Origin of the sequence: Clostridium sp. UBA5119 (assembly GCF_002414285.1) — a bacterium.
GTDB classification, from domain to species: Bacteria; Bacillota; Clostridia; order Clostridiales; family Clostridiaceae; genus Clostridium_J; species Clostridium_J sulfidigenes.
In genome coordinates this window covers 30132-44206 of the sequence record NZ_DHYX01000055.1, presented here as the reverse complement: position 1 = coordinate 44206, position 14075 = coordinate 30132, and the positions used below count along the sequence as shown (strand labels likewise).

Annotated in this window: 12 protein-coding genes and 1 pseudogene; all 13 read left to right on the top strand. The window is 31.9% G+C overall.

Translation table 11 applies throughout. From position 1 onward, the window contains the following. The first annotated feature begins 55 nt into the window (after positions 1–55). On the top strand, positions 56–1213 hold the full coding sequence (gene fliB / locus B2671_RS08725; protein WP_346870062.1) for a flagellin lysine-N-methylase: 1158 nt from the start codon (positions 56–58) through the stop codon (positions 1211–1213). A gap of 100 nt (positions 1214–1313) precedes the next feature. Continuing rightward, positions 1314–2078 carry a molecular chaperone DnaJ gene (locus B2671_RS08720; RefSeq protein ID WP_346870061.1) on the top strand — a complete coding sequence of 255 codons (765 nt, stop codon included), beginning with the start codon at positions 1314–1316 and terminating at the stop codon, positions 2076–2078. Positions 2079–2357: 279 nt separating this feature from the next. Next, positions 2358–3500, top strand: coding sequence for a 1-propanol dehydrogenase PduQ (locus B2671_RS08715; RefSeq protein ID WP_346870060.1), 1143 nt, complete (start codon positions 2358–2360; stop codon positions 3498–3500). A 605-nt stretch (positions 3501–4105) separates the two neighbouring features. Then, the gene (locus B2671_RS08710) at positions 4106–4936 is read left to right on the top strand and encodes a MerR family transcriptional regulator (protein WP_346870059.1); all 831 of its coding nucleotides are present in this window, start codon (positions 4106–4108) and stop codon (positions 4934–4936) included. 454 nt (positions 4937–5390) lie between these two features. Beyond that, the gene (locus B2671_RS08705) at positions 5391–6482 is read left to right on the top strand and encodes a hypothetical protein (protein ID WP_346870058.1); all 1092 of its coding nucleotides are present in this window, start codon (positions 5391–5393) and stop codon (positions 6480–6482) included. A gap of 4 nt (positions 6483–6486) precedes the next feature. Continuing rightward, complete coding sequence (locus tag B2671_RS08700) at positions 6487–6753, top strand: hypothetical protein (protein ID WP_346870057.1); 267 nt, start codon at positions 6487–6489, stop codon at positions 6751–6753. 120 nt (positions 6754–6873) lie between these two features. Next, positions 6874–7986 (top strand): hypothetical protein, encoded by a 1113-nt coding sequence (locus B2671_RS08695; protein WP_346870056.1) that lies wholly within the window; start codon positions 6874–6876, stop codon positions 7984–7986. Beyond that, the gene (locus B2671_RS08690; protein ID WP_346870055.1) at positions 7973–8239 is read left to right on the top strand and encodes a hypothetical protein; all 267 of its coding nucleotides are present in this window, start codon (positions 7973–7975) and stop codon (positions 8237–8239) included. The genes B2671_RS08695 and B2671_RS08690 overlap by 14 nt, the downstream gene beginning before the upstream one ends. A 294-nt stretch (positions 8240–8533) precedes the next feature. Beyond that, on the top strand, positions 8534–8830 hold the full coding sequence (locus B2671_RS08685) for a BMC domain-containing protein (RefSeq protein ID WP_346870054.1): 297 nt from the start codon (positions 8534–8536) through the stop codon (positions 8828–8830). Between the two features lie 25 nt (positions 8831–8855). Further along, a complete protein-coding gene (locus tag B2671_RS08680) occupies positions 8856–9164 on the top strand; it encodes a BMC domain-containing protein (protein ID WP_035134854.1) in 309 nt (102 codons plus the stop codon). A 40-nt stretch (positions 9165–9204) separates the two neighbouring features. Continuing rightward, positions 9205–10698, top strand: coding sequence for an aldehyde dehydrogenase family protein (locus tag B2671_RS08675; RefSeq protein WP_346870053.1), 1494 nt, complete (start codon positions 9205–9207; stop codon positions 10696–10698). 49 nt (positions 10699–10747) lie between these two features. Then, the gene (gene cutC / locus B2671_RS08670) at positions 10748–13288 is read left to right on the top strand and encodes a choline trimethylamine-lyase (protein ID WP_150843639.1); all 2541 of its coding nucleotides are present in this window, start codon (positions 10748–10750) and stop codon (positions 13286–13288) included. A 110-nt stretch (positions 13289–13398) separates the two neighbouring features. Continuing rightward, positions 13399–14075, top strand: a pseudogene (cutD, locus tag B2671_RS08665) (choline TMA-lyase-activating enzyme); the annotation flags it as partial.

The window sequence follows — 14075 nt, the reverse complement described above, 5'->3', positions numbered from 1 at the left end:
ACTTATTATTTATTTTCAGATACCTTAAATATATAATAAAACTTTGAGGTGAAAAATGAAAATAAGAGTACCAAAATATTTTAATAAATTCAAATGTATAGCAGCTAAGTGTGAGGATACATGTTGTGCTGGTTGGGAAATTGTTATTGATGAAGAAACTTATGATTACTATGAAAATCTTAGTGGTAGCTTTGGAGAAAGACTAAGAAGTGAGATAGTTAATGATGGAGAAGACAATATATTTGTATTAAAAAATGGAAATTGTGCCTTTCTAAATGAAAACAAATTATGTGATATATATAATGAATTTGGAGAAGATGGCCTTTGTTATACTTGTAAGAAGTATCCTAGATATATAGAGGAATTCGGGAACTTACGAGAAGTAGGTATATCACTTTCTTGTCCAGAGGCAGCAAGAATAATGCTAGGTGATTCTAATAAAGTAGAATTTGAGTTAAGTGAAAATGATGAGATTATAACTTCTTATAATGATATTGATGGAATGCTTTTTATTGAGCTTATGCAGTGTAGAAATATAATTTTTAATATATCTCAGAATCGTAATATTGATTTAAATGTAAGAGCTACTATAATTCTTGACTTTGCAAAGGAAGTTCAGGATAAAATAAATGAGGATGATCTAACTAGTTTAAAGACCATTAAAGAAAGATATCTGGATAAAAATTTTATAAATAAGACTAGTAGTGATTTGGATAAGAATATCAGTAATAAAGAACAATGGTATAATGATATAGATGAGTATTTTAATGTGTTTAAAGGCTTAAAACATATAAATAACAATGATCCATTGGGGCTAGATAAGGTGTTATCTTATATTAGGAGTAGTGTTGAGAATAAAGATATTTATCTAGATAAATATAAGGAATTTAACAATTTTTATAAAGATAATATGTATAAGTTTGAAAATATATTAGTTTACTTTGTGTTTAGATACTTTATGAAGGCTGTCTTTGATTATGATGTGGCTGATAAAGTGAAGACTGCCGTGGTGAGCTATTTAATGATTAAGCAGTTATGTATAGTAAGATGGGTAGAAAGCGGAGATCTTAGTGATGAGGATATCGTAGATATAAGTCATACATATTCTAAAGACATTGAACATTTAGAGGAGAATATAGATACCTTAGCACAGATTTTTAAAATGAATCCTGTATTTAGAGAAGATAGAATTATAAATATATTAATAAACTAAAAATAGAGTACTGGATGAACAAGTGATATTTAGGTTATTTTGACTCTAAAATATTAGATTACAAATGAAAAGTTAAACTTATAGTTGGAGAAGGAGAGATATGGAACATTATAAAATTTTAGGTGTTGATAAAAATGCATCTATGGAAGAGATAATAAAGGCTTATGAAGATAGGATAAATAAATTTAAAGAAGAGATAGAAGATGAAAAAAGAGTAAAATCTTTTATAAAGGTGTTTGATGAAGCCTATGAAAAAATAAAAGAAGAGAGAGAAAAAAATCGAAATGAGCAAACTGTGATTATAGATAATCAAGTTGAAGATTTAAATAATAACTTTCATAAAGATGATAGTAATGGCTATGAGAGCTTTAATCAATATGAACAAGAATCTACAGCTGGTAGAGAAAAGAAGAGATCATCTTCCAAAAGCACATCAATAGGAAAACAAAAAAGAGCTAAAAAGAAATCTACAGGAGATAGAGAAAATATTAAATCTGAAAAACAAAGCAAAAATGACAATAGTAGAAAAGCAGGAAGTAATAAAAAAAGTAGTGCACCTTCCCTTACCCAATTGCCGCTTAAGATATTATTTATGCCTGTAGTAGCTATATTATCTATAATAATATTTCTATGTAAAATATTAAATATAATATCTTGGATTGCATCTAAGATTATAATAATAGCAGCTATATCTATATCTGCTATTCATGGATATCAAATTTATATTGGACATGCTATTCAATATAAGATATTTGTATTATGTGCTGTGGGCTTTGTAGTTTCTTTATTTTTACCAAGCATCCTAAAAATGCTTGTATCTACCTTAAGTAAAGTAAATAACACATTAAAAAAGTTTGTTTTTTAATGTTAAGTAGTAGAAATGTAATTATGACTGTTTTTTATCTTTACGCTTCTAAAATATAACTTATCATATATTTTACATGAAGTTAACTTGAAAAATTTTTACTTAATGCAAACTGACTGAACCTTATGTTGCAATAGTATTTTATTACTGATATAATGAATCAAGTAAAGTTTAATATAAACTTTTTTGATTGTTATAATTGTGGGTTAATTTTATTTTAAAGCAAAGAAAACTAATTCATTCATATCTTGAATATTTTTAAAATAGGAGAGATTGTATATGAAAGAATTTAGTATCAACACAAAGGTCTATTTTGGACAAGGCTCTTTAGAAAAATTAAATGAAATCAAGAATAAAAGAGTGTTAATTGTATGTGATAAATTCATGGAAACATCAGGTATGGCTGAGAAAGTAAAGCAAAAGCTTGTTGATTGTCAAGTAGCAGTATTTAGTGATATTGTACCTGATCCATCTGTAGAAGTTATTGCTGAAGGCATTCAGAAATTACAAAATTGTGATGCTCAGGTTATGATAGCGCTTGGTGGAGGTTCATCAATTGATGGAGCTAAAGCTATGAGAGAATATGCAAAAAAAATTACTGGTGGAGTTTCTTGTATAGAAGAATTCTATGCTATACCTACTACAAGTGGTACAGGGTCTGAAGTAACTGAATATGCAGTAATCACAAATAAACAAGAAGGATTAAAATATGCTCTTGCAGATAAATCCCTTCTTCCAACAGTTGCAATTCTTGATCCGGAACTAGTAAAATCTGTACCTAAGGCTATAACTGCTGATACAGGAATGGATGTTATTACACATGCTTTAGAGGCTTATGTTTCAAAGAATGCCACTGATTTTTCAGATGCTCTTGCAGAGAAAGCACTTACTTTAGCTTTTAGATTTTTACCACTAGCTTATGCTGATGGAAATGATGTAGTGGCAAGAGAAAAGTTGCACAATGCATCATGTCTTGCTGGGATGGCATTTAATGCTGCGGGCTTAGGAATTACTCATAGTTTAGCTCATGCTGTAGGTGGGAAATTACACATTTCTCATGGAAGAAGTAATGCAATGATACTTCCTTATGTAATAGAATATAATGCAAATTTAAATAAAGGTGCTTTCAATGTAGAATATGACATAGCATCTAAAAAGTATCAAAGAGTTGCCAAGTTATTAAAGTTACATGCGCCAAATGTAAATATTGGTGTTAATAATTTAATTAAAAGTATTGTAGAACTTCAAAAGACTTTGATGATTCCAACAACATTGAAAGAACAAGGTGCTGATATGGAGCTAGCTGAAGCATCGAAAGAAGAAATCATTAAAGCAGCTCTTAATGACATATGTACAACAGCAAATCCTAAAGAAGTAACAGGAGAAGATTTATCAAAAATTTTAGAAAAAGTTTTTGGATAAAATTTTGTATTTTATACCACTCATTAATGGGTGGTTTTTTTATTGGTTCTGCTAAACTCCTTAAATTTACGCAAGAATATTATACATTCAACTTAATGTAATAAATTTCCTCTTTACAGTTTGACTATAATATGTAATATTATTTATACGAATAATATATTTTTTTCTTTAATTTTACATGGTAAAATATTCATTTTAAGGTTAAATATTATTCTTCAATTATTTTTGAATATTATCAAGTTTTGTTTATTCAAATTCATATAATTAAGTATTTACAACTCTCGTCATAATCATAATAATATCCATTTATTTATATAAAAAGTTTGATATAACAATTAGCTAAGATTTCATTAGGATTTTTATTATATATAAGTTTATGATAAACATTTTGAAAATTGAAAGGAGTTCGTGACTCTTAGAATAAATTTAAAATGTTTATAAATATTACAAGGTGAAGTTATTTTTTTAATGCTTATAAGGACTCCTCCTTATATTCTTTACATTTAGTGGGGGAAATTCTTTTTAATAAAGTTTTAAAATCTTAAAATAGAAATGATTTAGATTTTAAAAACGGCTAAAAATATTATAAAAGAGGTGAACTTAGTATGGGAGAAGAATTATATTCCATAGGCAAAGTGGAAGAGATATGTAAAATAACAAAAAAAGCACTTAGATATTATGATAAAATGGGCATATTATCACCGGATAAAGTAGCTGATGAAAGTGGCTATAGATATTACAGCAAGAAAAATTTACTATCTGTACCAGTAATAAAATATTATAAGCAAAGTGGATTTAAGCTAGAAGAAATGAGAGCTTTTTTACAAGGAACAACCTATGATTTTTTTGATAAAAGTTTTAGAACAAAAATTGATGAATTAAGAGAACTTGAGAAAGAAATAAATTTAAAGATAAGATCTGTAAGAGATTGGCATGCACTTATAGTTGAGGCACAGATGATAATTGAAAATAATGTTTGTGATGTCTCTATAAAATATATAGATGAGCGCAATTTAATCTTCTTAAATCAAAATTTTAATTATGATTATATGGAGTGTATAATTAACATAGAGTTTAACAATTATATTGATAGTATAAATAATGCAATAACAGGTCCTGTAATTATATGTTTTCCATCTTTTGAGGATAAGATTAATGGGAAATGCAGTAAGATGAAAATAATGCAAGAGACTATTTTAAAGTGTAAGGACGAGGAAAGTATTGAATTTGGTGGATGGTTAGCAGCTTCTTGCTATCATATTGGTACTCATGAAACAATTAATGAAACATATATAAAAATAAAAGAATGGGCTAAGGAACATGACTATATATGCTCTGAAGAATCTTATGAAAGATATGTAACAGATTATTGGACAACTAAAAACACTGACAAGTTTGTAACGGAAATTTTGATTAAAATTAGAAGAAAGAGATAGATTCATTAAACTGAAAATACTGAAAACGTTGACCGTAGGGTAAGGGATAAAATGTCGATAAAACTCGGTTTGTAAAAAAATACAAATATATCTTTTTAAAAAAATACATATATTTCTTTTATAAAATAAAATTTTTACTCCATGATATTGACGGAAACTAGTATTTAGCACTTAAAATAACTGGCACAACTAACTTATAATTATTTATTGAGTTAGTTGTGTTAATTTTTTTTGAATTTTTATGATAATTACATGTTGACTTTACCCCATAGGGAAAGGCATATAATTTAATTGTTAATAAAATAACCACAAGATATCAAATGAAAAGTTATTCAATAGTTTTAAAATGAAATATCCCAAATTATAACAATAGCAAAACGTTCTCATTGTAAATTTTTATTTAATGATATAAATTTAAAAGTTATTATCAAATAAGTGGAAGGGGATTTATTTTATGAAGGAAGTTTCGAAAACGGTAAGTTTAGAAGCCATTACTGCAAAAAACAAATTATCATCTGATTTCCTTAAAAAAGGTATTTCAATTGCTCTTTTTTCAGGTCTTATGTATGGGTTTTATTCAGCATTTTTAACATTGGGAATGACTAAAGGAGTATGGGGTGACTGGTATGGTGCTAATACAGCAGGTTTATCAGCAGTAGTTATTACATATGTGCTTGGTGCCCTTGGTAGTGCCGTAAACGATACATGTAGTGCTGTTTGGGCAGTAATTTATGCAACTGTTAAAGGGAAACTTGGAGATTTCTTTAGATGTCTTAAAACCAAACCAGGTGCTGTAATGATATTGGCAGCTCTTATCGGAGGACCAATTTCAAGCACAGCTTTTGTTGTGGCTTTACAAATGGCGGGTTCAATTGTTATTCCAATTACAGCTCTTTGTCCAGCTATCGGTGCTATTTTAGGAAGAATATTATTCAAACAAAAACTAGACAAACGTATGATGCTTGGTATTGCCATCTGTGTTGTATCTAGCTTTATGATCGGTAGCACTAGTATTGGTGGAGATGCTCCAGCTGGAATGTTCCTTGGAATTTGTATTGCATTTATTGCAGCTCTTGGATGGGGATTTGAAGGTTGTGTAGCTGGATATGGTACATCTATGATTGACTCAGAGATTGGTATTACAATTCGTCAAGCTACATCTGGACTTTCAAACTTAATAATATTAGTACCTTTATTTGGAATGATATTTGGAGATGGAATTAAATTTTCAACTAATTTAGTTACTCAAGCATTTACAAGTGGGCCTGCAATGATATGGTTTGCACTAAGTGGTCTTTGTGCCTTTGTTTCATACATGAGTTGGTACAACGGTAATAGTATGTGCGGTGCTGCTCTTGGTATGGCTTGTAATGGTACATATTCCTTCTGGGGTCCATTCTGCTGTTGGATAATTCTTGGAGTGATAGGCGGTATGGACGGATGGGCATTACCTCCAATCGTATGGATTTCTGCGGTATTAATGATGTTCGGTATCCTTGTAATAGCTATGAATCCAATGGATTTGTTTAAAAAGAAGGAGGTATAAGATAATGAAGCCGCTTAATTATGCAATATTAAAACATTTTACAGAAATTGATGAAGCTTGTGCTGATGATGTTATAAATGCTCTAAAAGGAGAATATGGCAACTTTAAAGCTTTAAAAAAGAAAGCTGTAATTACAGCTTTAATGACAGCAGAGGCAAATGGTCTCATTGAAGAAACAAGATTTGAATTAGATAAAAATGGTGAGTTGAGAGTTTATTATCGTGCCCACGAAGATGGTGCTGCTACAATCAACAAATATATAAAAGGTTAAGAAGAATTTTTGAATTAATTAATTAAAAGGCTCATTGCTATAATTTATGTTTCATAGGGATGAGCCATAATTATTTATTAATATACAAAAGATATGGTTAATTGAAAGGAGTTTTATTTTATGAAAGAAGTTTCAAAAGCAGTAAGCCCACAAGCTATGGCTGCAAAGAAGAAATTATCAAGTGATTTCTTCAAAAAAGGTATATCTCTAGCTTTATTTTCAGGACTTACCTATGGGTTATATACAGCATTTCTTACTATGGGTATGACAAAAGGAGTATGGGGTGACTGGTATGGCATTAATTCAGCAGGTTTATCGGCATTTGTTATAGCATACTTACTTGCTGCACTTGGTAATGCAATAAATGATACATGTAGTGCAGTTTGGGCGATTTCATTTGCATTAGTAAAAGGTAAATTTAAAGACTTTGTAAGATGCATTAACACTACTCCGGGACGAATTATGATATTAGCAGCTCTTATTGGAGGACCTATAGCTGGTACTGCTTATGTTATAGCTCTTCAAATGGCTGGACCAATAGTTGTTCCAATATCAGCTCTTTGTCCTGCTATTGCTGCTATATTAGGAAAAATTTTATATAAGCAGGAATTAAATAAACGTATGGCTTTAGGTATTGCAGTATGTGTATTTGCTAGTTTCTTAATTGGTAGTACAGGCTTTAGTGGTGGTGCTTCAGCAAATACTTTAATCGGCATTTTAATAGCTATTATTGCAGCCCTTGCATGGGGATTTGAAGGTTGTGTAGCTGGATATGGTACATCAATGATAGATCCCGAGATAGGTATTTGTATTCGTCAAGTGACATCAGGTATAGCAAATTTATTTATCCTAGTTCCGGTTTTTGGAATTATGGCTGGTGGAATGAACATTTCTGTTGACCTTGCTATACAAGCATTCACAAGTGGTCCTGCAATGATTTGGTTTGCATTAAGTGGTCTTTTATCATTTATCACATTTATGACATGGTATGCTGGAAACAGTATGTGTGGAGCAGGGCTCGGAACTGCATGTAACGGTACATATTCATTCTTTGGACCATTATTCTGCTTATTATTATTAGGAGTATATGGTGGAATGGATGGATGGTCATTACCTTCAGTTGCTTGGATTGGAGCTGTAATAATGATGTTTGGTATCCTTACAATATCTATGAATCCGCTTGATTTATTAAGAAGAAAAAAAGAGGAGGATAAAATAGATGAAGCCGCTTAATTATGCAATATTAAAATATTTTACTAAAGTAGAAGAAGCTTGCGCAGATGATGTTATAGAAGCGTTAAAGGGACAATATGGAAGTTTTAAAGCTTTAAAAAAGAATGCTGTAATTACTGCGTTAATGACAGCAGAAGCAAATGGTCTTATTGAGGAAACAAGATTTGAATTAGATAAAAATAACCAACTAAAGGTTTATTATCACGCTCATGAAGATGGTGCAGCTACAATTAACAGATACATAAGAGATTAATTTTTAACATTACCCATAGGGTAATGCTTATAAAGAAAAATATCTTATGAATTTAGTAAAATAGTTATTCTCATTAAACATTAAGAAAAGACTTTACTCTTAACAGCATAATTTCTTGTAAAAATATTTAAGAATTTTAATGCAAGAAATATATTGACTTTCCCCCAAAGGGTAAGGGATATAATCAATATATAAGAACAAACAAAAGATGCATGCAAAAATAGATATAATATATAGAAGTTATGTAGTTAAGCTAAAGTATATTGAGCTAAAAATAGGAAGGAGGAATTAGTAATGAGATATTATGGAGATGAGGCTTTAGGCCTTGTAGAAACAATAGGATTGGTTCCTGCACTTGAGGCTGCAGACAAAATGCTTAAGGCAGCTAATGTTGAATTAATTTCATATGAAAATATTGGTTCAACACTTGTAACTATTATGGTAAAAGGTGATGTTGGTGCAGTAAGATCTGCTGTAGAAGCAGGTGCTGAAGCAGCAGCAGCAATTGGTAAATTAACAGCACACAATGTTATGCCACGTCCAATTAGAGAAGTTGGAGATATCGTTTCAGTACACGATATCGACGCATAAAGCATAGAAAGGAAATGATTTACATATGTCAAGATATGAAGCTTTAGGATTAATCGAAACTTTTGGTCTGGTTTTTGCTTTAGAAGCAGCAGACGCTATGTGCAAAGCAGCAGATGTAGAACTAATAGGATATGAAAACGTTGCGTCAGGTTATATATCTGTTTTAGTTCGTGGTGATGTTGGTGCTTGCAAAACAGCAGTAGATGCTGGTGTTGCAGCAGTTGAAGGAATGGAAGGTGGAAGCCTTTATAGTTCAATAGTTATTCCAAGACCACACCAAGATCTAGAAAAAATAATAAAACGTTATGCAATTACAAATCTTGTAACAGAATAATAAATAGAAAAACTTTTTATAAGGAAAAGGAGAGAGAAAAATGAATATTATTGATAATGATTTACTCTCCATGCAGGAAGCGAGAATTCTTGTTGAAAATGCTCGTGAGGCACAAAGAAAATTAGCAGCTTTCCCACAAGAAAAACTTGATGAGATAGTTGAATGTATGACCGAAGAGATTGAAAAACATTTAAAAGAACTTGCAAAAATGTCTAATGAGGAAACTGAATGTGGAAAGTGGGAAGATAAACATATCAAAAATCACTTTGTATGTAAGTATCTGAAAAACAGACTTAAAGGTATGAATTGTGTAGGTGTCATTAGTGAAGATAAAATCAACAAGACAAAGGATATAGGAGTACCAATGGGGGTTATTATAGCCTTTTCTCCATCAATGAGTCCTGTTTCTACAACCATATATAAGGCGTTAATTGCCATTAAGTCAGGAAATGCAATTATATTTTCACCTCATCCAAGAGCTAAAAATACAATTTCTAAAACAATTGATATTTTAATTAGAGCTGCAGAAGGGGTAGGACTTCCAGAAGGTGCACTTGCATATTTACATACAGTGACATCAAATGGTTCATTAGAACTAATGAATCATAAAGATACTTCACTTATAATGAATACAGGAGTTCCAGAAATGCTTGATGCAGCTTATAAATCCGGCAAACCAGTAATTTATGGTGGCAATGGAAATGGTCCAGCATTTATAGAACGTACTGCTGATATTGAGCAAGCGGCTAAAGATATTATTGACAGTAAGAGCTTCGATTATGGAGTTGTATCTGCTGCTGAGCAATCAATTGTTGTGGATAGCTGTATAGTAGCTGAAGTAAAACAAGAACTTATTAAAAATGGTGGATACTTTATGACCGAAGAAGAAGCTGAAAAATTGGCATCAATCTTATATTACAAAGATGGAAGTTCTGACATGGATATGATCGGGAGATCGCCACAATTTTTAGCTAAAAAGGCTGGATTCAGTGTTCCTGAAAATATAAGAGTTCTTATTTCTCAGCAAAAATTTGTATCTCAAAAAAATCCTTATTCAAGAGAAAAGCTTTGTCCTGTTTTAGCTTTTTATATAGAAGATGACTGGATGCATGCTTGTGAAAAGTGTATAGAATTATTACTTAGTGAGAGACATGGACATACACTTATTATACATTCAAAGGATGAAGAGGTTATTCGTCAATTTGCATTAAAAAAACCTGTTGGAAGAGTACTTGTTAATACTCCAGGAACTTTTGGAAGTATGGGAGCAACCACAAACTTATTTCCATCAATGACTCTAGGCAGTGGATCTGCAGGGCATGGAATGACTTCAGATAATGTTTCGCCTATGAACTTAATATATGTACGTAAAGTTGGATATGGGGTTCGTAAGGCAGATGAAATTGTTGGCATGATGGACAATAAAGAGGATTCCAACTATGAAGTTTTAAAAGATAAATTAAATGCAAATGAAATTGATAGTGTTAAGCTATTAGAGAGTATTTTGAAAAAAGTTTTAAATGACTTAAAATAATAGGCCATACTAAATGTATGAAATATATTAAAGAATGTGAGGGAATAAATTGGATATTCGTGAATTTTCAAATAAATTTATGGAAGCAACTCAAAACATGTCTGATGAAGAACGTGCTAGTTTAATGAAGATGTTTTCTAGTGTTTCCAAAGAAATAACAAAGGAAGAATCAACTACTAGTTGTGTTGTGTGTGACAATAATGGTGAAATTCCAGATGGAATAACAGAGCGTTTAGTTAAGTTAAAGGAAAAATACTTAACTCATGTACCAACAATCACTACTCACAAAGCAAGAGTTATTACTCAAATAGCAAAAGAAAACCCTGGTATACCTAAGGCAATTTTACGTGGTAAGTCTTTCAAGCGTTGCTGTGAAACTGCACCATTAGTAATTCAAGATAATGAGCTTATCGTTGGTGCACCAAATGGACAACCTCGTGCTGGATCTTTCTCCCCTGATATATCTTGGAGATGGATGAGAGACGAGATTGATACAATAGGAACTCGTGCGCAAGACCCATTCTATGTTTCAGAAGAAGATAAGAAAATCATGCGTGAAGAATTATTCCCATTCTGGGAAGGTAAATCAATTGATGAATACTGTGAGAGTCAATACAGAGAAGCTGGAGTATGGGAACTTTCTGGAGAATCTTTCGTATCAGATTGTTCATACCATGCATTAAACGGAGGAGGAGACTCTAACCCAGGATATGACGTTATCTTAATGAAAAAAGGTATGCTTGACATAGTAAAGGAATGTAATGAGAAATTAGCTGACCTTAGCTATGAAAGACCAGAAGATATGGAGAAAATATATTTCTACAAATCTCTAATCGATACTGCAGAGGGTGTTATGATATACGCTAAACGTATGTCAGATTATGCTGCAGAATTAGCTGCAAAAGAAACTAATCCTACTCGTAAAGCTGAGTTATTAAAAATTTCAGAAGTAAATGCTAGAGTCCCAGCTCATAAACCAAGCACTTACTGGGAAGCAATTCAATCAGTTTGGACTATAGAATCATTACTTGTAGTTGAAGAAAACCAAACAGGTATGTCTATAGGACGTGTTGACCAATATATGTACCCATTCTACAAAGCGGATATTGAAGCTGGCCGTATGACTGATTTTGAAGCATTTGAGTTATCTGGTTGTATGCTTATAAAAATGTCTGAGATGATGTGGCTTACAAGTGAAGGAGCTTCTAAATTCTTCGCAGGTTACCAACCATTCGTTAACATGTGTTTAGGTGGAGTTACTAGAGAAGGAAGAGATGCTACAAACGAATTAACATACCTTCTAATGGATGCAGTTCGTCATGTTAAGATATATCAACCAACTTTAGCTTGTCGTATACACAAAGCATCACCTCAAAAATATCTTAAAAAGATAGTTGATGTTATCCGTGCAGGTATGGGATTCCCAGCATGTCACTTTGATGACGTTCATATAAAAATGATGTTAGCTAAGGGAGTTTCTATAGAAGATGCAAGAGATTACTGCTTAATGGGATGTGTTGAGCCACAGAAGTCAGGAAGATTATATCAATGGACTTCTACAGGATATACTCAATGGCCTATATGTATAGAACTTACTCTTAACCATGGTGTACCACTATGGTATGGTAAGCAAGTATGCCCAGATATGGGAGATCTAAGCAACTTTAAAACTTACGAGCAATTTGAAGCAGCTGTTAAAGAGCAAATTAAATTCATTACTAAATGGACAAGTGTTGCTACAGTAATTTCTCAACGTGTTCACAGAGACCTTGCACCAAAACCACTTATGTCTATGATGTATGAAGGATGTATGGAAAATGGTAGAGGAGTAGAAGCAGGCGGAGCTATGTATAACTTCGGACCAGGAGTAGTATGGAGTGGTCTTGCTACTTATGCAGACTCTATGGCAGCTATAAAGAAATTAGTATTTGAAGATAAAAAATATACACTACAAGAAATGAACGAAGCTTTAAAAGCTGATTTCGTTGGATATGAACAACTTAAAAAAGATTGTTTAGAAGCACCTAAGTATGGTAACGATGATGATTATGCAGATTTAATTGCTGCTGATTTAATTAACTTTACTGAACAAGAACATCGTAAGTATAAGACATTATATTCAGTTCTTAGCCATGGTACTTTATCAATCTCAAACAACACTCCATTTGGACAACTTACAGGAGCTACAGCAAATGGACGTAGAGCGTGGATGCCTTTATCAGATGGTATAAGTCCAACTCAAGGAGCTGACTTTAAAGGACCTACTGCTATAATTAAATCTGTTTCTAAAATGTCTTGCGAGGATATGAATATAGGTATGGTTCATAACTTCAAGTTAGTAGCTGGTCTTCTTGATACACCTGAAGGTGAAAATGGAATTATTACATTACTTCGTAGTGCATGTGCCCTTCAGCTTGGAGAAATGCAGTTCAACTATTTAGATAACAAAACATTACTTGAAGCACAAAAACACCCAGAGCAATACCGTGATTTAATTGTTCGTGTTGCTGGATACAGTGCATTCTTTGTTGAATTATGCAAAGACGTTCAAGATGAAATTATCAGCAGAACTGTGCTTACACACTTTTAATTAAAAGAAATTGTATAAAATCTGTAATCTGCAGCAGCGTTCTGTAGATTACAGATTATAAATAAGATATATATTAAAAATCAAGGTAATGAAACTGGAGAATGAAAAATATGAGTAATGAAAACTTAGGTATAATCGAACGAAAAGCGACGATTTTTAATATACAGAAATATAACATGTATGATGGAGATGGAGTAAGAACTTTAGTGTTCTTTCAAGGTTGTCCTCTTCGTTGTAAATGGTGTGCAAATCCTGAAGGACTAGTTAAAAAGCATAGAGTTATGTTTAAAAGTAATTCATGTGTTAATTGTGGGGCTTGCGTTTCTGTTTGTCCTGTTGGAATACATACCATATCTAATGAAACTTTAAAGCATGAAGTTAATCGTGATATTGATTGTATCGGATGTGGTAAGTGCAAAGAAGCTTGTCTTAAATCTGCTTTAACAATAGTTGGAGAAGTAAAAACTATTTCGGAACTTTTGGAGATTGTAGAGGAAGATAGAACTTTTTATGAAGTTTCTGGTGGTGGTGTTACATTAGGCGGTGGTGAAGTTTTAATGCAGCCTGAAGCAGCTTGCAGTTTGTTAATGGCATGTAAGCAATCAGGGATAAATACTGCAATTGAAACTTGTGGTTATGCAAAACTTGAATCAGTACTTAAGGTTGCGGAGTTTACAGATTTATTCCTATTTGATGTTAAACATATTAATTCTGATAGACACTTTCAGTTAACAGGTGTGAGGAATGAACAGATTTTAGAAAATCTGCAAGAACTACTTCGCCGCAA